Source organism: Streptomyces sp. BR123 (genome assembly GCF_013401435.1).
GTDB lineage: Bacteria > Actinomycetota > Actinomycetes > Streptomycetales > Streptomycetaceae > Streptomyces.
The window spans coordinates 1-19,314 of sequence record NZ_JACBGN010000131.1; the positions used below are offsets into that span (position 1 = coordinate 1).

The following is a 19,314-nucleotide window of genomic DNA, read 5'->3' on the forward strand; positions in this document are numbered from 1 at the left end:
GGGCGGGGCTCGGGGTGGCGGCCGCCGGGCTGCTGCTCCTCGCCGGATGCCGCCGACCCGCCCGGCTGTGGCGGGCCGGAACCGCCGCCGCCCTCGCCCTGCTGTGCGCGGCCGCCGGAGCCGGGGTGGCGGCCCTCGCCCGGGCCGAGGCGCGGGCCGGGCCGGTGGGCGGCCTGGCCCGGGACCACGCCCGTGTCCTCGCCGAGCTCACGGTCGCCTCCGACCCGCGGAGCACCCGTACGGGTGGGGGCCCGCCCGTGGTGGTGCTGGACGCGGTGGTGACCCGGGTGAGCGTGCCCGGGGGTGTCCCGATGCGGGTCGCGACCCCGGTCCGCGTCCTGGCCGGGCATCCCGGCTGGGGCGGGCTGCTGCCCTCCACCCGGGTCGCGGTGGAGGCCCGCCTCGCGCCGGGGCGGGACGGGGAACGGGCCGTGGCGCTGCTGCGGCCCGCCGGGGACGCCGCGCCCCGGGTGACCGGTGGCCCCGACGCCGTCCAGCGGCCGGCCGGGCGGCTGCGGGCCGGGCTGCGCGACGCCACCGACGGGCTCGCACCGGACGCCAGGGCCCTCCTGCCGGCCCTCGTGGTCGGAGACACCTCCCGGGTACCGCCGGAGCTGGACGAGGCGTTCCGGGCCACCGACCTGCTGCACCTGCTGGCCGTTTCCGGGTCGAACCTGACCGTGGTGCTGTTCCTGCTCCTCGGACCGCCGGCCCGCGCGCAGCAGGCCGAGCGGCGCGGGCTCGCCCCGCGGCTCGGGCTCTCCCTGCGGGCCACCGCCCTCGTGGGCACGGCGCTGACGCTGGCGTTCGTGGTCGTCTGCCGTCCCGAGCCGAGTGTGCTGCGGGCCGCGGCCTGCGGGGCGGTCACCCTGCTGGCCATCGCCACGGGCCGGCGCAGATCCCTGCTCCCCGCCCTGGCCGCCGCCGTCCTGCTGCTGGTGCTCTGCGACCCGTGGCTGGCCCGAAGCCCCGGATTCCTGCTGTCCGTCCTGGCCACCGGGTCCCTGCTGACGCTCGCCCCGCGCTGGAGCGGGGCCCTGCGGCGGCGCGGGATGCGGCCCCGGCTCGCCGATGCGCTGGGGGCTGCTGCCGCGGCCCAGGCCGTCTGCGCGCCCGTGGTGGTGGTGCTGTCGGCGCGGGTGAGCCTGGTCGGGGTGCCGTGCAACCTGCTCGCCGAGCTCGCGGCGGGTCCGGCGACCGTCCTCGGCTTCGCCGTGCTCGCGGTGGCGCCGCTGTCCCCGCCGACCGCGGAGCTGCTCGCCCGGTGCGCGGCGGTGCCGGCCGGGTGGATCGCCGCCGTGGCCCGGGGAGGGGCGCGGCTGCCGGGAGCGGAGCTGGCCTGGCCGGGCGGCCTCGGCGGGGGGCTGCTGCTCGCCGCCGTGACGGTGGCCGCCGCGGTCTTCGGAACGCGGCTCCTGCGCCGCCCGTGGGCGTGCTGCGCGCTGTGCCTGCTGCTGTTCCTTGCCGTGCTGCGGCCGCCGCAGCTCACCCGCACGCTCACCGGCTGGCCGCCGCCCGACTGGAGTTACGTGCAGTGTGCGGTCGGGCAGGGTGATGCCGGTGTCCTCGCGGCCGGGCCCGGAACGGCCGTCGTGGTGGACGCGGGGCCCGAACCGGGCCCGGTGGACGAGTGCCTGCGCGCGCTCCGGGTGCGGCGGGTGCCGCTGCTCCTGCTGACCCACTTCCACGCGGACCACGTCGGGGGCCTGCAGGGGGTCCTGCGGGGCCGGACGGTGGGGGTCATCCAGACCACCGTGCTGGACGAGCCGGCCGGGCAGGCGGGGTTCGTCCGGCGGACCGCGGCGGCAGCCGGCGTGCCCGTCGCCGCGGCGGTGGCGGGGGAGCGGCGCCGGGCCGGGCCGCTCGCCTGGCAGGTGCTGTGGCCGCCGCCCGGCGGACCGCCCACCGACGGGCCGAACGACGCGAGCGTGGCCCTGCTGGTCCGCACCGCCGGGCTGACCCTGCTGCTCCTCGGCGACCTCGAACCGCCCGCCCAGCAGGCTCTGCGGGGCGGCCACCCGGAGCTGGGGCCGGTCGACGTCCTCAAGGTCGCCCATCACGGCTCCGCCCACCAGGACGCCGCCCTGCTCGAGCAGGTCCGGCCGAGGCTCGCCGTCGTCCCGGTCGGTGCGGCAAACCGCTACGGACACCCCGCCCAGGGGACCCTGCGGCGGCTGCGGTCGCTGGGCGCGACGGTCCTGCGCACCGACACCCACGGCTCCGTCGCGATCACCGGCAGTGGGCCCCGGCTGCAGGCGTTCCCGTCGCGGGCGACCCGGCGACGGCACGTCCGAAGCGTGCGTCCGCGCTCTGTTTGCCCACAACCCGACAGCATGATCGAATGCGTCTTCGCCACAGCGGGACATGTCCACACAGCACGGGGGTGCACCAACCATGTTCGTACGCCGAAGAGGGAAAGACACGGCCGGAAGCAGCGCTTCGCACACCGTTGCGACACTGACGCTGCCTCATGCGGCGCATCTCCTGAGCTGCCGGGTCCTGGACACCGTCCACCAGCCCGTCCGCCGGGCCGCGTTCGAGGTGACCGACCCGATCGGCCGGCCCGTCGTCAGCGGCGAGACGGACCCGTACGGCGGGTTCGCGGCGGCCGTACCGGAGGGGGAGTACCGGCTCACGGTCACCGCCGAGGGCTTCGCCCCGTTCCACGGGGCGGCGATCGTGGGGGATGCGGCACAGTCCGGCACCGCCGAGATCATCCTCGACGCGGTGGAACCGCCGCTGCTGCCGCAGCCCGGGCACTGGGAGCTCGACCCGGCGCACTCGTCGATCGCGTTCACGGCCCGGCACATCGGACTCGCCCGGATCCGGGGCCGGTTCAACACCTTCGCCGGGGCGGTGCGGATCGCCGACCGCATGGAGGAGTCCTCCATGCACGTGATCATCGACGCGGCGAGCATCGACACCGGTCTGAAGATGCGCGACGACCACCTGAGGTCGGCGGACTTCCTGGACGCGGCCCACTACCCGACCGTGGAGTTCTACAGCGAGCGGTTCATCCACCGCAGCGGCAGCCGCTGGGCCGTTGCGGGCGCGCTGACCCTGCACGGCACCAGCCGGTCGGTGACCCTGGACACCGAGTACCTGGGGCTGGGCACGGGCCTGGAAGGCGAGCCGCGCGCCGCCTGCCGGGCCTCCGCCGAACTCAACCGCGAGGACTTCGCCCTGAAATGGCAGTCGGTGCTGGCCAACGGAATCATGGCCATCGGTTCGAGCGTGGACGTGACGCTGGACGTGCAGATCCTCCGCAAGGCCTGAGCCCGGCCCTACGGGGCCTCCAGCCAGCCCTCGTACTCGGCGGCGAGACCGTCCAGTGCCGCGGTGTCGAGCCGTTGCCGCGGATCCTCGACGACCACCAGCCACTGGGCGTCCTCGGCGTCGTCCTCGCCGGCCAGGGCGTCGCGGACCAGCTGCGGCTCTTCCGCCAGGCCGAAGCGGTCGACGACCTCCTCGGCCACCTCCTCCGCGGCGTCGCGGTCGGGCAGCACCAGTACATGTCGCGCATTCACCCGACCATTCTCGGGTACGCGGCGCGGGGGACTGTCGGCGCGGCATGGGATGCTGGGGGCGATGGCCACCAGGAAGAATTCCACCGACAATCCGCTCGCCCCGCTCACCCTCGCGGTGGGGCAGGAGGACCTGCTGCTCGACCGCGCCGTACGGGAGGTGGTGGCGGCAGCCCGCGCCGCCGACCCCGACACGGACGTGCGCGATCTGACGTCGGACCAGCTCCAGCCCGGCACGCTGGCCGAGCTCACCAGCCCCTCGCTGTTCTCCGAGCAGAAGGTGCTGGTCGTACGCAACGCCCAGGACCTGTCCGCGGACTCGGTCAAGGAGGTCAAGGCGTACATCGCCGCGCCCATCGAGGAGATCGTCCTCGTGCTCCTCCACGCCGGCGGCGTGAAGGGCAAGGGCCTGCTGGACGCGGCCCGCAAGGCGGGAGCCCGGGAGGTCGCCTGCCCGAAGATGACGAAGGCGGCCGACCGGCTGGCGTTCGTCCGCGGCGAGTTCCGCACGCTGGGCCGGTCGGCGACCCCGGAGGCCTGCCAGACGCTGGTCGACGCGATCGGCAGCGACCTGCGGGAGCTGGCGAGCGCGGTGGCGCAGCTCTGTGCGGACGTCGAGGGCACCGTCGACGAGGCCGTGGTCGGCCGCTACTACACGGGCCGGGCCGAGGCGTCGAGCTTCACGGTCGCCGACCGGGCGGTCGAGGGGCGCGCGGCGGAGGCATTGGAGGCCCTGCGGTGGTCGCTGGCGACCGGGGTTGCTCCGGTGCTGATCACCAGTGCCCTCGCGCAGGCGGTCCGGGCGATCGGCAAGCTCGCCTCGGCCCCGCGCGGCGCCCGCCCCGCCGACCTGGCCCGCGACCTGGGCATGCCGCCGTGGAAGATCGATCGAGTGCGCCAGCAGATGCGGGGCTGGTCGGCCGACGGGGTCGCCGACGCCCTCCGCGCGGTCGCCGAGGCCGACGCGGGCGTCAAGGGCGGCGGAGACGACCCGGAGTACGCCCTGGAGAAGGCCGTGGTGGCCGTCGCCCGCGCGGCCCGCCCCCGCCGTCCCGCGTACTGACCGGGCCGGGGCCTTCGGTTACCGATATGTGCGCCGCACCCGCGTGGCGAACGCAGGCCGCGTGCGGCGCTGGGGTGCCGGTCAGGAGCGGATGAGAGGGCCCGCTGGGTCCTTCCCGGCGATCACATCGAGTGCTCAGCCCTGGAGGGAGGCAACCTTGGAGGCCAGCGCCGACTTCTTGTTGGCGGCGGCGTTCTTGTGGATGACACCCTTCGACACAGCCTTGTCCAGCTTCCGCGAGGCGACGCGCGCCGCAGCGGTGGCCTTCTCGACGTCGCCGGCGACGACGGCCTCGTTGGCCTTGCGGATGAAGGTGCGGAGCTCGGACTTGACGGACTTGTTGCGAAGGCGCGCCTTCTCGTTCGTCTTGTTCCGCTTGATCTGGGACTTGATGTTCGCCACGAAAGAGCCTTTTCAGGTTCAGAGTTTGATCTTCCGGTTTGTGCCCCGCCTGCTGAGAGGGCATACGAGACACAGCTGCCCAGGCTACCAGGGGCCCTCGGGGTGGCCCAAACCGAGCGCACTGCCCCGTCCATGGGACCATGGAACCTGCGTACAGATCCGACCCAACGCTTCTGCGACCCGAGAATCAGGACACTGCGTGCCCGCCATCCCCAGCCACGTGCCCGAGCCGAGCCGTACCGACCCGGCGCTGATCCGCAATTTCTGCATCATCGCGCACATCGACCACGGCAAGTCGACGCTTGCCGACCGGATGCTGCAGCTCACCGGTGTCGTCGACCAGCGGCAGATGCGTGCCCAGTACCTCGACCGCATGGACATCGAGCGTGAGCGCGGCATCACGATCAAGTCCCAGGCGGTCCGACTGCCCTGGGCGCCCACCACGGGCGACGGGGTGGGCAAGACGCACATCCTCAACATGATCGACACCCCCGGGCACGTCGACTTCACCTATGAGGTCTCGCGCTCCCTCGCCGCGTGCGAGGGCACGATCCTCCTGGTGGACGCCGCCCAGGGCATCGAGGCGCAGACCCTCGCCAACCTGTACCTGGCGATGGAGAACGACCTGACCATCGTCCCGGTGCTCAACAAGATCGACCTTCCGGCGGCCCAGCCGGAGAAGTTCGCCGAGGAGCTGGCGAACCTGGTCGGCTGCGAGCCCGACGACGTGCTGCGGGTCTCCGCGAAGACCGGTGTCGGCGTGGACGTGCTGCTCGACCGCGTGGTGCAGACCGTCCCGGCGCCGGTCGGCGTCAAGGACGCCCCCGCCCGCGCGATGATCTTCGACTCGGTCTACGACTCGTACCGCGGCGTGGTCACCTACGTCCGTGTGGTCGACGGCACGCTCAACAAGCGCGAGCGCATCCGGATGATGTCCACCGGCGCCACCCACGAGCTGCTGGAGATCGGCACCAACTCGCCCGAGATGCTGCCTGCCGACGGCCTCTCCGTCGGCGAGGTGGGCTACCTGATCACGGGTGTGAAGGACGTCCGCCAGTCCAAGGTCGGTGACACGATCACCCAGCAGACCGGCGGTGCGACCGAGGCGCTCGGCGGCTACAAGGACCCGAAGCCGATGGTCTTCTCGGGCCTGTACCCGCTCGACGGCTCGGACTACCCGGAGCTGCGCGAGGCCCTGGACAAGCTCCAGCTCAACGACGCCGCCCTGGTGTACGAGCCGGAGACCTCCGCGGCCCTCGGCTTCGGCTTCCGCGTCGGCTTCCTCGGCCTGCTCCACCTGGACGTGGTCCGCGAGCGCCTGGAGCGCGAGTTCGGCCTCGACCTGATCGCCACCGCTCCGAACGTGGTCTACCGCGTCGTGCTGGAGGACGGCACGGAGGTCACGGTCACCAACCCGAGCGAGTTCCCCGAGGGCAAGATCCGCGACGTGTTCGAGCCGGTCGTGCGGGCCACCGTGCTCGCGCCCACCGAGTTCATCGGCGCGATCATGGAGCTGTGCCAGACCCGCCGCGGCACGCTGCTCGGCATGGACTACCTCTCCGAGGACCGCGTCGAGATCCGCTACACCCTGCCGCTCGCGGAGATCGTCTTCGACTTCTTCGACCAGCTGAAGTCCAAGACGCGCGGTTACGCCTCCCTCGACTACGAGCCCACCGGCGAGCAGGCGGCCAGCCTGGTCAAGGTCGACATCCTGCTGCACGGCGACAAGGTCGACGCCTTCTCCGCCGTCACCCACAAGGACGCCGCCTACGCCTACGGCGTGCGCCTCGTCGCCAAGCTGCGCGAGCTCATCCCGCGGCAGGCCTTCGAGGTGCCGATCCAGGCCGCCATCGGCTCGCGCGTCATCGCCCGCGAGACCATCCGCGCCATCCGCAAGGACGTCCTCGCCAAGTGCTACGGCGGTGACATCTCCCGCAAGCGGAAGCTGCTGGAGAAGCAGAAGGAAGGCAAGAAGCGCATGAAGATGGTCGGCTCCGTGGAGGTCCCGCAGGAGGCCTTCATCGCCGTCCTGTCGAGTGACGACTCCGGCGGCAAGAAGAAGTAGCAGTCCGCCGCCGGCAGCCCGGTCCTTGCATGCCAAACAGGCCCCCGCGTACACATGCGGGGGCCTGTTTCGTTATGAATCGGCGGCTCAAGGGCCCTTACGCGTCAGGCGGAGGGCCCCTACCCTGATCACTGCCGTTGGTTACCCGCCAGTCACCATCCCTTGGCCGCAGATTCTGCTGCCAGCCCTGTCGGAAGCCGCCGCCCACCCCGGGACGGCAGGCCCTGCCGCGTGGTCCGGAGGACGTCCGTGAGCGACACACAGACCCTGATCGAGAACCGTCCGCCCACCGTGGCGGCCCTCTTCCTGGAGCGTGTCGCCGCCACGCCCAACGCCGAGGCCTACCGGTACCCGGTGCCCTCGGCATCCGGTGGCGGCCCGGACGACTGGAAGTCGCTGAGCTGGGGCCAGGCGGCCGAGCGGGTCTTCGCCATCGCCGCCGGCCTGATCGACCTCGGCCTCAAGTCCGAGGACCGCGTCGCGCTGGCCTCCAACACCCGCGTCGAGTGGATCCTGAGCGACCTGGGCGTGATGTGCGCGGGCGGCGCGGTCACCACCATCTACCCCAGCACCAACGCCGACGAGTCCGCGTTCATCCTGGAGGACTCGGCCAGCCGGGTCCTGATCGCGGAGGACGCCGCCCAGCTGGCCAAGGCCCGCGAGCGCCGCGCCGACCTGCCCGACCTGCGGCACGTCGTCGTCCTGGAGGCCGCCGACGCGGTACCCGCCGCGGGCGACCCGGAGGGCTGGGTGATCTCCCTCGCCGATCTGGAGGCCCGCGGCAAGCAGTACCTCACCGAGTACCCGCAGGCGGTCGAGGAGCGCATCGGCGCCATCACCGCCGACCAGCTCGCCACCCTCATCTACACCTCGGGCACCACCGGCCGCCCCAAGGGTGTCCGGCTGCCGCACGACAACTGGTCGTACATGGCCAAGGCCACCGTGGCCACCGGCCTGATCACCGCCGAGGACGTCCAGTACCTGTGGCTGCCGCTGGCCCACGTCTTCGGCAAGGTCCTGACCTCCGGCCAGATCGAGGTCGGACACGTCACCGCCGTCGACGGCCGCATCGACAAGATCGTCGAGAACCTGCCGGTCGTCCAGCCGACCTACATGGCGGCCGTCCCGCGCATCTTCGAGAAGGTCTACAACGGGGCCGCGGCCAAGGCCCGCGCCGGCGGCGGCGCCAAGTACAAGATCTTCCAGTGGGCCGTCGGCGTCGCCCGCGAGTATGCCAAGGTCACCCAGGACAACTACCGCCGCACCGGCCGGGCCACCGCCCCCTTCGGCCTCACCACCAAGCACAGGATCGCCGACGCCCTCGTCTACTCCAAGCTGCGCCAGGCCTTCGGCGGCCGGCTGCGCGCCGCCGTCTCCGGCGCCTCGGCCCTGGCCCCGGAGATCGGCTACTTCTTCTCCGGCGCCGGCATCCACATCCTGGAGGGCTACGGCCTGACCGAGTCCAGCGCGGCCTCCTTCGTCAACCCCGGCGAGGCCTACCGCACCGGCACGGTCGGCAAGCCGCTCCCCGGCACCGAGGTCCGCATCGCCGACGACGGCGAGATCCTGCTGCGCGGCCCCGGCATCATGCAGGGCTACCACGGCCAGCCCGACAAGACCGCCGAGGTGCTGGAGGAGGACGGCTGGCTTCACACCGGCGACATCGGCGAGCTCTCGCCCGACGGCTACCTGCGCATCACGGACCGCAAGAAGGACCTGATCAAGACCTCCGGCGGCAAGTACGTGGCACCGGCCGAGATCGAGGGCCAGTTCAAGGCGATCTGCCCGTACGTGTCGAGCATCGTCGTGCACGGCGCCGACCGGAACTTCTGCTCCGCCCTGGTCGCCCTCGACGAGGCCGCGATCGTGGGCTGGGCCGCCGAGAACGGGCTGGAGGGCAAGTCGTACGCCGAGGTCCTGGCCGCCCCGGAGACGAACCGGCTGATCGAGACGTACGTACAGACCCTCAACGAGGGCCTGCAGCGCTGGCAGACGGTCAAGAAGTTCCGGATCCTGCCGCGCGACCTCGACGTGGAGCACGGCGACCTCACGCCCAGCCTCAAACTGAAGCGACCGGTCGTCGAGCGTGAGTTCAAGCACCTGATCGACGAGATGTACGAGGGCGCCCGCGAGGCCTGAACCCTGCGGTACGGGGCCTGAGCCCTGCGGTACGGGGCCCGGCGGCCCGTCGGGCCTCCCGCCGCGGCGCCCGACCGGGCGCCCGCCCGGCCGGGCCCCGGCCCGCGTACGGGACAATGGGGGCATGCCTTCCGCACTGCCCGACGGCGAGCCCATGCCCGAAGACGGCACGCTGCCGTCGCACGCCCTGGCGGCTGCCGGGGACCGTCCGCTCGGGTTCTACCTGCACGTCCCGTACTGCGCCACCCGCTGCGGGTACTGCGACTTCAACACGTACACCGCGACCGAGCTGCGCGGCTCCGGCGGCGTGCTCGCCTCCCGCGAGAACTACGCCGACACCCTCGTCGACGAGGTGCGCCTCGCCCGCAAGGTCCTCGGCGACGACCAGCGGCCCGTCCGCACGGTGTTCGTCGGCGGCGGCACGCCCACCCTGCTGCCCGCCGCGCACCTGGTCCGCATGCTCGCGGCCGTCCGGGACGAGTTCGGCCTGGCGGAGGACGCCGAGATCACCACGGAGGCCAACCCGGAGTCGGTCGGCCCGGAGTACCTGGCCGAGCTGCGGGCCGGCGGCTTCAACCGGATCTCCTTCGGCATGCAGAGCGCGAAGCAGCACGTCCTGAAGGTGCTCGACCGCACGCACACCCCGGGCCGCCCCGAGGCCTGCGTCGCGGAAGCCCGCCGGGCGGGCTTCGAGCACGTCAACCTGGACCTGATCTACGGCACGCCGGGGGAGTCGGACGACGACTGGCGGGCCTCGCTGGACGCCGCCCTCGGCGCCGGCCCGGACCACATCTCCGCGTACGCCCTGATCGTCGAGGAGGGCACGCAGCTCGCCCGCCGCATCCGCCGCGGCGAGGTCCCCATGACCGACGACGACGTCCACGCGGACCGGTACCTGATCGCGGACGAGGTGCTCGCCGCGGCCGGCTACTCCTGGTACGAGGTCTCCAACTGGGCCGCGTCCGAGGCCGGCCGCTGCCTGCACAACGAGCTGTACTGGCGGGGCGCGGACTGGTGGGGCGCGGGCCCCGGCGCGCACAGCCACGTCGGCGGCGTGCGCTGGTGGAACGTGAAGCACCCCGGCGCCTACGCGGCCGCGCTGGCCGGGGGCCGGTCCCCCGGAGCCGGCCGCGAACTGCTGTCCGAGGAGGACCGGCGCGTCGAGCGGATCCTGCTGGAGCTGCGGCTCGTGGCCGGCTGCCCGCTGTCCCTGCTGGCCCCGGCCGGCCTGGCGGCCTCCCGCCGCGCCCTGGAGGACGGCCTGCTGGAGCCCGGGCCGTACGCGGCCGGCCGCGCCGTGCTCACCCTGCGGGGGCGGCTGCTGGCCGACGCGGTGGTCCGCGACCTGGTCGACTGACGCCGGCCGACGCGAGCCGACCCGGCCCCGGCCGTCCCACACGCCCCGGTCGGCCGCGGCGGGGCCGCGGGCGCCGCGGGGCGGTCAGGCCGTGACGTGGTCGATCAGGTGCTCCACCGCGCCCAGCAGGGCGGGCTCCAGGTCCTTGTACGACGTCACGCGGGACAGGACGTGCTGCCAGGCGGCCCCCGTGTTCTCCGGCCAGCCCAGCGCACGGCAGACGCCCGTCTTCCAGTCCTGGCCCCGCGGGACCTCGGGCCAGGCCGGGATGCCCAGTGCGGACGGCTTCACGGCCTGCCAGACGTCCACGTACGGGTGGCCCAGCACCAGGACGTCGTCGGAGGCGACGGCCGCCGCGATCCGGGACTCCTTCGAGCCGGGGACCAGGTGGTCCACCAGGACGCCCAGCCGGGCGTCCGGGCCGGGCGCGAACCCGGCGACGATGGCGGGCAGATGGTCGACGCCCTCCAGGTACTGCACGACGACGCCCTCGATCCGCAGGTCGTCGCCCCACACCCGCTCGACCAGCTCGGCGTCGTGCCGGCCCTCCACGTAGATCCGCCCCGCCCGCGCCACGCGGGCCCGAGCCCCCGGGACGGCGATCGAGCCGGAGGCGGTGCGCCGCGGCGCCGCCGGTCCCCGGACGGGCCGGACCAGGGTGACCACGGCGCCCTCCAGCAGGAAGCCGCGTGGCTGCAGGGGGAAGACCCGCCGCTTGCCGAAGCGGTCCTCCAGGGTCACCGTGCCCGCCTCGCAGGCCACCACGGCGCCGCAGAAGTCCGTCCCGGCCACCTCGACCACCAGGTCGGGTTCGGCCGGCACCTCGGGCACGGCCGCGGCGCGCTTCCACGGCGGCGTCAGGTCGGGGGAGTAGTCACGCATCCGGCCGCCCCGGGGAGAGCGGGCGCGCGCCGGGGTCCGACACGCCGAACCGTGCGGCCAGCGTGTCGCGTTGCGCACGGACGAAGGCCGCGTCGACCACCGCCCCGTGCCCCGGCACGTACAGGGCGTCCTCCCCTCCCAGGGCCAGCAGCCGGTCCATGGCCGCCGGCCACTGCTCGGGCACCGCGTCACGGCCCGCCTGGGGTTCGCCGGACTCCTCCACGAGGTCGCCGCAGAAGACCGTCTCGCGCTCGCCCGGCACGAAGACGGCGAGGTCGTAGGGGGTGTGGCCGGGCCCGACGTTGGCCAGCAGCACCTGTACCCCGCCCAGGTCCAGGGTCCACTCGCCCGACACCAGGTGCCGCGGCGGCACCAGCAGGTCGGCGGCCTCGGCGGCCTCGGCCGCGTCCAGGCCCTGGCGCACCGCGCCGTCGCGGAGCTCATCGCGTCCCGAGACGAGTTCGCCGTCCAGTCCGACCGCCCCGTAGACCTCGGCGCCGGAGAAGGCCGCACTCCCCAGGACGTGATCGAAATGTCCGTGCGTGAATGCGATATGGGTCACGCGCCGACCCGTCAGCCGCTCGGCCTCGGCCCTGAGCGAGGCCCCCTCCCGAACGCTCGAACCGGGGTCGATCACGAGGACGGACTCGTCCCCGACCACCAGTCCCACCGTGCAATCCCACACCGGGAGACGCTTGCGGCCGGTCCGCCGTGTCAAACGTTCCCAATCCGTGTCTTCCCACCGTACGTCCATACCGCGACGCTACCTGGCGGGCCACCCTTGCTAGCCGCGTACTGCCCGGCCGTACACTGGCCGGGGGATCGCTGGCACTCCGACGAGGCGAGTGCCAGAAGCAGTGGACCACGACGACCCGCATCACAGGTGGAGGTGTGCGCGATGCTCAGCGAACGCAGACTCGAGGTGCTCCGCGCCATCGTCCAGGACTATGTCGGGACGGAGGAGCCGGTCGGCTCCAAGGCGCTGACCGAGCGCCACAAGCTCGGCGTCTCGCCCGCCACGGTGCGCAACGACATGGCCGTCCTGGAGGACGAGGGCTACATCGCCCAGCCGCACACGAGCGCCGGCCGGATCCCCACCGACAAGGGCTACCGCCTCTTCGTCGACAAGCTGGCGGACGTCAAGCCGCTCTCGACGCCGGAGCGCCGGGCCATCCAGAACTTCCTGGACGGCGCCGTCGACCTCGACGACGTCGTCGCCCGGACGGTGCGGCTGCTCTCGACGCTGACCCGGCAGGTCGCGATCGTGCAGTACCCCTCGCTGACCCGCTCCACGGTCCGCCACGTGGAACTGCTCGCGCTGGCGCCCGCGCGCCTGATGCTCGTGCTGATCACCGACACGGGCCGGGTCGAACAGCGGCTCGTCGACTGCCAGGCGCCGTTCGCCGAGGCCTCGCTCGCCGATCTGCGGGCGCGGCTCAACAGCAGGGTGGTCGGCCGCCGGTTCACCGACGTGCCGAGGCTCGTGCAGGACCTGCCCGAGGCCTTCGAGCCCGACGACCGGACCACGGTCGCGACCGTGCTGCAGACACTGCTGGAGACGCTGGCGGAGGAGGCGGAGGAGCGGCTGATGATCGGCGGCACCGCCAACCTCACGCGCTCCGGACACGATTTCCCCCTGACGATCAGGCCGGTGCTGGAGGCGTTGGAGGAGCAGGTCGTGCTCCTCAAGCTCCTCGGCGAGGCCAGTGAATCGGGCATGGCTGTACGAATCGGGCACGAGAACGCCTACGAGGGACTGAACTCCACGTCCGTCGTGTCGGTCGGCTACGGTTCGGGCGGCGAAACTGTCGCCAAACTCGGCGTGGTCGGACCGACCCGCATGGACTACCCCGGAACGATGGGAGCGGTACGCGCAGTGGCACGTTACGTCGGACAGATCCTGGCGGAGTCGTAAGTGGCCACCGACTATTACGCCGTACTCGGCGTACGCCGCGACGCATCGCAGGACGAGATCAAGAAGGCCTTCCGCCGCCTCGCGCGCGAACTCCACCCGGACGTGAACCCGGACCCGAAGACGCAGGAGCGCTTCAAGGAGATCAACGCGGCGTACGAGGTGCTCTCGGACCCGCAGAAGAAGCAGGTCTACGACCTCGGCGGTGACCCGCTGTCCTCCTCGGGCGGCGGCGGTGGCGCCGGCGGCTTCGGAGCGGGCGGCTTCGGCAACTTCTCCGACATCATGGACGCCTTCTTCGGCCAGGCGGCGCAGCGCGGCCCGCGCTCGCGCACCCGCCGCGGCCAGGACGCCATGATCCGCCTCGACCTGGAGCTGGACGAGGCCGCCTTCGGCACGACCAAGGACATCCAGGTCGACACCGCCGTGGTGTGCACCACCTGCTCCGGCGAGGGTGCCGCGCCCGGCACCTCGGCGCAGACGTGTGACATGTGCCGCGGCCGCGGTGAGGTGTCGCAGGTCACCCGGTCCTTCCTGGGCCAGGTCATGACCTCGCGCCCCTGCCCCCAGTGCCAGGGCTTCGGCACCGTCGTCCCGACCCCGTGCCCCGAGTGCGCGGGCGACGGCCGGGTCCGCTCCCGCCGCAGCCTCACGGTCAAGATCCCGGCCGGTGTCGAGAACGGCACCCGGATCCAGCTCGCGGGCGAGGGCGAGGTCGGCCCCGGCGGCGGCCCCGCCGGCGACCTGTACGTGGAGATCCACGAGCTTCCGCACCCGGTCTTCCAGCGGCGCGGCGACGACCTGCACTGCACGGTGACCATCCCCATGACGGCGGCGGCCCTCGGCACCAAGTGCCCGCTGGAGACGCTCGACGGCATGGAGGAGGTCGACATCCGGCCCGGCACCCAGTCCGGCCAGTCGATCCCGCTCCACGGCCGCGGCGTGACCCACCTGCGCGGCGGCGGCCGGGGCGACCTGATCGTCCACGTCGAGGTCCAGACCCCGGGCAAGCTGGACGCCCAGCAGGAGGAGCTGCTGCGCCAGCTCGCCAAGCTGCGCGGCGAGGAGCGGCCGATGGGCCAGTTCGCGCCGGGCCAGCAGGGCCTCTTCAGCCGCCTGAAGGACGCGTTCAACGGCCGCTGAGCGGCCGGCGGAACACCGCGCGCACCGCGTACGGGCCCGGTCCGGGGAAGCCCCGGGCCGGGCCCGGCGCCTGCCCCGGGAAAGCGGCCCGGGCGGGGCGTCCGCGATGATTCGGCGCCGTGCGCGGGACGTGGCACGATGCAGGGCATGTCCTTGGCACTGAGCGGTCTCCAGCGGTACCCGGTCGTGCAGGCTCCCATGGCGGGCGGGGCCTCCTGTCCGCCGCTCGCCGCCGCCGTGTGCGAGGCGGGCGCCCTGGGCTTCCTGGCCGGCGGCTACAAGACCGCCGACGGCATGTACCAGGAGATCAAACGGCTCCGGGCGCTCACCAGGCGCCCGTTCGGCGTGAACCTGTTCATGCCGCAGACCGGCCCCGTCGACCAGGCCGCCGTCGAGGCCTACCGCGGCCAACTCGCCGGTGAGGCCAGCTGGTACGACGTATCGATCGCCGAAGAGGACACCCTCGGCACCAGCGACGACGGCTACGACGCCAAACTGGCGATCCTCCTGGAGGACCCGGTCCCGGTGGTGTCGTTCACCTTCGGCTGCCCCACGCCCGCCGTCATCGCCTCCCTGCGCGAGGCGGGCACGTACAGCGTCGTCACCGTCACCGCCGTCGACGAGGCCCGCGCCGCCGAGGCCGCCGGCGCCGACGCCGTCTGCGTGCAGGGCGTCGAGGCGGGCGGCCACCAGGGCACGCACCGCGACGACCCGCAGGCCGACGCCACCGCCGGGGTCGGCCTGCTCGCGCTCGTGGCGCAGGTGCGCGAGGCCGTGGGCCTCCCGATCATCGCGGCGGGCGGGCTGATGCGCGGCTCGCAGATCGCGGCGCTGCTGGCCGCCGGCGCCGAGGCGGCCCAGCTCGGCACGGCGTTCCTCGCCTGCCCCGAGTCCGGGGCGCACCCGCTGCACAAGAAGGCGCTGACGGACCCCCTGTTCCCGCACACCGAGCTCACCAGGGCCTTCTCCGGGCGCCCGGCCCGCGGCCTGGTCAACCGCTTCATGCGGGAGCACGGCCCCTACGCCCCCGCCGCCTACCCGCAGATCCACCACATGACCGCCGGGCTGCGCAAGGCCGCCGCCGCGGCCGGCGACCCGCAGGGCATGGCCCTGTGGGCCGGGCAGGGGCACCGGCTGGCGCGGGCGATGCCGGCGGGGGAGCTGGTGGAGGTGCTGGCGGCGGAACTGGCCGAGGCACAGAGCACGTTGAACGACATGCAGCAGAGGAGTACGTCATGACCGCCCCCGTGTTCGTGGTCGAAGAGGTCCCCGCGGGGCCGGAGTTCGTGCTGGACGGCCCGGAGGGCCGGCACGCGGTCTCCGTGAAGCGGCTGAACCCCGGCGAGGACGTGGTCCTCACCGACGGGGCCGGCCGCTGGACGGAAGGCGTGGTCAAGGCCGCCGAGGGCAAGGACCGGCTGGTCGTCGCGGACCTCCGCACCATCCGGGAGGAGCCCGCGCCGACCGTGCGGATCACCGTGGTACAGGCCCTGCCCAAGGGCGACCGCGGCGAGCTGGCCGTCGAGACCATGACCGAGACCGGCGTGGACGCGATCGTCCCCTGGCAGGCCTCACGCTGCATCACCCAGTGGCGCGGCGACCGCGGCGCCAAGTCGCTGGCCAAGTGGCGCAACACCGCGCGCGAGGCGGGCAAGCAGTCCCGCCGGGTCCGCTTCCCCGAGGTGGCCGAGGCCATGACCACCAAGCAGGTCGCGGCCCTGCTGGCCGACGCCGACCTGGCGGCGGTGCTCCACGAGGACCGCAACCACCCCTCGGGCGCCCTGGCCACGGCCGACCTCCCGGCCGCGGGCTCCATCGTCCTCGTGGTCGGCCCCGAGGGCGGGGTCTCGCCCGAGGAGCTGGCCCTCTTCGCGGAGGCGGGCGCCCGGCCCCTCCGCCTGGGGCCCTCGGTGCTGCGGACCTCCACCGCGGGCACCGCGGCGGCGGCGGTCCTGCTGGCCCGGACCGGCCGCTGGTCCTGAAATCTGCGGTGGGGGCGGGGCGGCGCCGGATACGATCTCCAGGCTGATCACCACCGACGCGGGCGGCACCGCCCGGGCCGCCCCACCGCACCACACCTCAGCCCACGCACTCACGCACCTCACGTACCTCACGGACTCACTCACCTCACGGAAGGCACATCGATGGCCGGCGAACCGCAGGCGGACTGCCTGTTCTGCAAGATCATCGCGGGGCAGGTCCCGGCGACCGTGGTCCTGGAGACCGAGACGGTCGTCGCCTTCCGCGACATCAACCCGCAGGCCCCCACGCACGTGCTCGTCATCCCCAAGGCGCACTACCCCGACGCCGCTTCGCTGGCCGCCGGGGCGCCCGAGCTCGCCGCCGACGTACTGCGCGAGGCCGGGGCCATCGCCGCCCGGGAGAAGGTCGACGACCACGGCTACCGGATCGTGTTCAACACCGGTTCCGGCGCGGGCCAGACGGTCTTCCACGCGCACGCGCACCTCCTCGGCGGGCGCGGCCTGCAGTGGCCGCCGGGATAACACCGTGTCCGTACGCGAATTCGTGGTCCTGGGCACCGCCAGCCAGGTGCCCACCCGCCACCGCAACCACAACGGCTACCTCCTGCGCTGGGACGGCGAGGGGATCCTCTTCGACCCGGGCGAGGGGACCCAGCGCCAGATGCTCCGCGCGGGGGTGGCCGCGCACGACATCAACCGGATCTGCGTCACCCACTTCCACGGCGACCACAGCCTCGGCCTCGCCGGGGTGATCCAGCGCATCAACCTCGACCAGGTCCCGCACCCGGTCACCGCGCACTACCCGGCCTCCGGGCAGGAGTTCTTCGACCGCCTCCGGTACGCCACCGCCTACCGGGAGACCGTGCAACTGCGCGAGGAGCCCGTGGCGCAGGACGGAACGCTGGCCGAGGAGCCCTCGTACGTCCTGCAGGCCCGCCGCCTCTCCCACCCGGTGGAGTCCTTCGGCTACCGGCTCACCGAGCCCGACGGGCGCCGCATGCTGCCCGAACTCCTCGCCCGGTACGGCATCAAGGGACCCGACGTGGGCCGGATACAGCGCGAGGGCCGTCTGGACGGGGTCACCCTCGACGACGTCAGCGAGCTCCGGCCCGGCCAGAGCTTCGCCTTCGTCATGGACACCAGGCTCTGCCCCGGCGTCGAGGAACTCGCCCGGGGGTGCGACATGCTCGTCATCGAGTCCACCTTCCTCGACGAGGACGCGCAGCTGGCCGCCGACCACGGGCACCTGACCGCCGGCCAGGCGGCCCGCGTCGCCCGCGACGGCGGCGTGCGCCACCTGGTGCTGACGCACTTCTCGCAGCGGTACGGCGACCCCTGCGAGTTCGAGCGCCAGGCGCGCGCAGCCGGCTTCGAGGGCGAGCTGACCATCGCAGCGGACCTCGCCAGGGTGCCCCTGCCCAAGCGGCGCCAGGACTGACGGGGCCTCCGGCCGGCCCCGTGGCCGCGGCCGCCGGGCCGTTCCGGGGAGCGGCCCGGCGGTGACGTACGCCACACTGGGGTTTGAGTCCGGCCCGGACGGTCAGGGCTGCCGGCCTTCCGCCGGAACGGCCGCCGGCAGAGACGACCCTTCGCGCCGATCGGGGAGTGCACCGTGACCAACCGGGACAGCCGACTCAGCCGCACCGCCGACCTGGACCCCCTCGGTCCGCTGCGCGACCCCCAGGACCCGGGGTGCGACGTCTTCCTGACCGGAACGGTCTTCCTCGACATCATCTTCACCGGCCTCGACTCCGCCCCGGTGCGCGGTACGGAGTCCTGGGCGCGCGGCATGGGCTCCAGCCCCGGCGGGGTGGCCAACATGGCCACCGCCCTCGCCCGGCTCGGCCTGCGCACCTCGCTCGCCGCGGCCTTCGGCGACGACCACTACGGCGAGTACTGCTGGGACGCGCTGGAGCAGGGCGAGGGCATCGACCTGTCCATGTCGCGGACCGTCCCCGGCTGGCACAGCCCGGTCACCGTCTCGATGGCCTACGAGGGCGAGCGCACGATGGTCTCGCACGGCCACGAGGCGCCGCCCCCGGGCGGCCCCGCCCCCTTCCCGCAGTGCCCGCCGCGCACGCGGGCGGCCGTGGCCTCGCTGGCCCCGGGCCGGGCGGACGGCTGGATCGGGGAGGCGGCCCGCCGCGGATCGCTGATCTTCGCGGACGTGGGGTGGGACGAGACGGGGCGGTGGGACCTCGGTGCGCTGACCGACCTGGAGCACTGCGACGCGTTCCTGCCGAACGCAGGGGAGGCGATGCGGTACACGCGGACGGCGTGTCCGAGAGCGGCGGCGCGGGCGCTGGCCGACCGGGTGCCGGTCGCCGTGGTAACGCTGGGCCCCGAGGGCTCGTACGCGGTGGACTCGGGGACCGGCGAGACGGTGGAGGTGCCGGGGATCGCCGTGGACGCGCTGGACCCGACCGGGGCCGGGGACGTCTACGTGGCCGGGTTCGTCACCGGCACGCTGGCCGGGTGGCCGCTGGCCGACCGGCTCGCCTTCGCGGGCCTGACGGCGGCCCTGTCCGTCCAGGAGTTCGGCGGCTCCCTGTCGGCCCCGGGCTGGCCCGAGGTGGCCCACTGGTGGCAGACCGCCCCGGACGGGCTCCGCGACCGCTACGCCTTCCTGGACGAGCTCATCCCGCGGGACGCGGCCCGGGGACCCCGGCGCCGCGCGGTCCCGACGATCGGCTTCCGCCACTTCGCGTAGCGACCCCGACACCCGGCCGGCCGGAGGTCAGGGCGAGGAAGATCGGCGTGATCCCCGGCGGGTCCATAATCACAAAAAGCGTGAGAAATAGGGATCCGAATACGGCGAAGTCGAACACAGTGATGCCTTGCAGAG

General features: G+C 73.4%; 16 protein-coding genes and 2 pseudogenes. 13 read left to right on the forward strand and 5 right to left on the reverse strand.

Annotated features, from left to right (window positions below; all coding sequences use genetic code 11):
• Window positions 1-65 precede the first annotated feature (65 nt).
• Both HYE82_RS20380 and HYE82_RS20385 read left to right on the forward strand, forming a co-directional pair.
• A pseudogene (locus HYE82_RS20380) lies at window positions 66-2,258 on the forward strand (ComEC/Rec2 family competence protein); the annotation flags it as partial.
• Window positions 2,259-2,394: 136 nt separating this feature from the next.
• Window positions 2,395-3,276 carry a YceI family protein gene (locus HYE82_RS20385; RefSeq protein WP_179175551.1) on the forward strand — a complete coding sequence of 294 codons (882 nt, stop codon included), beginning with the start codon at window positions 2,395-2,397 and terminating at the stop codon, window positions 3,274-3,276.
• A gap of 8 nt (window positions 3,277-3,284) precedes the next feature.
• Here the strand turns inward: HYE82_RS20385 and HYE82_RS20390 are convergent, their stop codons facing one another.
• The gene (locus tag HYE82_RS20390) at window positions 3,285-3,527 is read right to left on the reverse strand and encodes a hypothetical protein (protein ID WP_179175552.1); all 243 of its coding nucleotides are present in this window, start codon (window positions 3,525-3,527) and stop codon (window positions 3,285-3,287) included.
• Window positions 3,528-3,588: 61 nt separating this feature from the next.
• Between HYE82_RS20390 and holA the strand changes: the two genes are divergently transcribed.
• Window positions 3,589-4,587 carry a DNA polymerase III subunit delta gene (holA, locus tag HYE82_RS20395; RefSeq protein ID WP_179175553.1) on the forward strand — a complete coding sequence of 333 codons (999 nt, stop codon included), beginning with the start codon at window positions 3,589-3,591 and terminating at the stop codon, window positions 4,585-4,587.
• 135 nt (window positions 4,588-4,722) lie between these two features.
• On the opposite strand, the gene rpsT is transcribed toward holA, so the two are convergent.
• Window positions 4,723-4,989, reverse strand: a complete 267-nt coding sequence (rpsT, locus tag HYE82_RS20400; RefSeq protein WP_179175554.1) for a 30S ribosomal protein S20 — start codon at window positions 4,987-4,989, stop codon at window positions 4,723-4,725.
• 199 nt (window positions 4,990-5,188) lie between these two features.
• Here rpsT and lepA point away from each other — a divergent pair, with 199 nt between their 5' ends.
• From lepA to hemW, 3 genes are all read left to right on the forward strand, one after another.
• A complete protein-coding gene (gene lepA / locus HYE82_RS20405) occupies window positions 5,189-7,054 on the forward strand; it encodes a translation elongation factor 4 (RefSeq protein WP_179175555.1) in 1,866 nt (621 codons plus the stop codon).
• 249 nt (window positions 7,055-7,303) lie between these two features.
• The gene (locus HYE82_RS20410; RefSeq protein WP_179175556.1) at window positions 7,304-9,193 is read left to right on the forward strand and encodes a long-chain fatty acid--CoA ligase; all 1,890 of its coding nucleotides are present in this window, start codon (window positions 7,304-7,306) and stop codon (window positions 9,191-9,193) included.
• A gap of 154 nt (window positions 9,194-9,347) precedes the next feature.
• Window positions 9,348-10,550, forward strand: a complete 1,203-nt coding sequence (hemW, locus tag HYE82_RS20415; protein ID WP_218782854.1) for a radical SAM family heme chaperone HemW — start codon at window positions 9,348-9,350, stop codon at window positions 10,548-10,550.
• Window positions 10,551-10,634: 84 nt separating this feature from the next.
• On the opposite strand, the gene HYE82_RS20420 is transcribed toward hemW, so the two are convergent.
• Both HYE82_RS20420 and HYE82_RS20425 read right to left on the reverse strand, forming a co-directional pair.
• Window positions 10,635-11,432, reverse strand: coding sequence for a DUF3097 domain-containing protein (locus HYE82_RS20420; protein ID WP_179175558.1), 798 nt, complete (start codon window positions 11,430-11,432; stop codon window positions 10,635-10,637).
• Window positions 11,425-12,186 (reverse strand): MBL fold metallo-hydrolase, encoded by a 762-nt coding sequence (locus HYE82_RS20425; protein WP_179175559.1) that lies wholly within the window; start codon window positions 12,184-12,186, stop codon window positions 11,425-11,427. Before HYE82_RS20425 ends, HYE82_RS20420 begins: the two co-directional genes overlap by 8 nt.
• Window positions 12,187-12,330: 144 nt before the next feature.
• Between HYE82_RS20425 and hrcA the strand changes: the two genes are divergently transcribed.
• From hrcA to HYE82_RS20460, 7 genes are all read left to right on the forward strand, one after another.
• Entirely contained in the window at window positions 12,331-13,347 is a 1,017-nt protein-coding gene (gene hrcA / locus HYE82_RS20430; protein ID WP_179175560.1) for a heat-inducible transcriptional repressor HrcA, read from the forward strand.
• Window positions 13,348-14,487, forward strand: a complete 1,140-nt coding sequence (gene dnaJ, locus HYE82_RS20435; protein WP_179175561.1) for a molecular chaperone DnaJ — start codon at window positions 13,348-13,350, stop codon at window positions 14,485-14,487. It abuts the gene before it with no gap.
• A gap of 147 nt (window positions 14,488-14,634) precedes the next feature.
• Window positions 14,635-15,726 (forward strand): nitronate monooxygenase, encoded by a 1,092-nt coding sequence (locus HYE82_RS20440; protein WP_179175562.1) that lies wholly within the window; start codon window positions 14,635-14,637, stop codon window positions 15,724-15,726.
• The gene (locus HYE82_RS20445; RefSeq protein WP_179175563.1) at window positions 15,723-16,469 is read left to right on the forward strand and encodes a 16S rRNA (uracil(1498)-N(3))-methyltransferase; all 747 of its coding nucleotides are present in this window, start codon (window positions 15,723-15,725) and stop codon (window positions 16,467-16,469) included. Before HYE82_RS20440 ends, HYE82_RS20445 begins: the two co-directional genes overlap by 4 nt.
• A 162-nt stretch (window positions 16,470-16,631) precedes the next feature.
• Window positions 16,632-16,991: a histidine triad nucleotide-binding protein gene (locus tag HYE82_RS20450; protein WP_179175564.1), complete on the forward strand. Its 360-nt coding sequence runs from the start codon at window positions 16,632-16,634 to the stop codon at window positions 16,989-16,991.
• A gap of 4 nt (window positions 16,992-16,995) precedes the next feature.
• Window positions 16,996-17,907, forward strand: coding sequence for a ribonuclease Z (locus HYE82_RS20455; protein WP_179175565.1), 912 nt, complete (start codon window positions 16,996-16,998; stop codon window positions 17,905-17,907).
• Between the two features lie 174 nt (window positions 17,908-18,081).
• A complete protein-coding gene (locus HYE82_RS20460; RefSeq protein ID WP_179175566.1) occupies window positions 18,082-19,179 on the forward strand; it encodes a PfkB family carbohydrate kinase in 1,098 nt (365 codons plus the stop codon).
• A gap of 10 nt (window positions 19,180-19,189) precedes the next feature.
• On the opposite strand, the pseudogene HYE82_RS20465 reads toward HYE82_RS20460, so the two are convergent.
• Window positions 19,190-19,297: pseudogene (locus HYE82_RS20465) on the reverse strand (MarC family protein); the annotation flags it as partial.
• Between the last annotated feature and the right edge of the window lie 17 nt (window positions 19,298-19,314).

Coding starts and splice junctions, on each gene's coding strand:
- HYE82_RS20385 (WP_179175551.1), top strand. CDS start 2,395: ATGTTCGTACGCCGAAGAGGGAAAGACACGGCCGGAAGCAGCGCTTCG.
- HYE82_RS20420 (WP_179175558.1), bottom strand. CDS start 11,432: ATGCGTGACTACTCCCCCGACCTGACGCCGCCGTGGAAGCGCGCCGCG.
- hrcA (WP_179175560.1), top strand. CDS start 12,331: ATGCTCAGCGAACGCAGACTCGAGGTGCTCCGCGCCATCGTCCAGGAC.
- HYE82_RS20450 (WP_179175564.1), top strand. CDS start 16,632: ATGGCCGGCGAACCGCAGGCGGACTGCCTGTTCTGCAAGATCATCGCG.
- hemW (WP_218782854.1), top strand. CDS start 9,348: ATGCCCGAAGACGGCACGCTGCCGTCGCACGCCCTGGCGGCTGCCGGG.
- HYE82_RS20425 (WP_179175559.1), bottom strand. CDS start 12,186: ATGGACGTACGGTGGGAAGACACGGATTGGGAACGTTTGACACGGCGG.
- HYE82_RS20440 (WP_179175562.1), top strand. CDS start 14,635: ATGTCCTTGGCACTGAGCGGTCTCCAGCGGTACCCGGTCGTGCAGGCT.
- holA (WP_179175553.1), top strand. CDS start 3,589: ATGGCCACCAGGAAGAATTCCACCGACAATCCGCTCGCCCCGCTCACC.
- HYE82_RS20445 (WP_179175563.1), top strand. CDS start 15,723: ATGACCGCCCCCGTGTTCGTGGTCGAAGAGGTCCCCGCGGGGCCGGAG.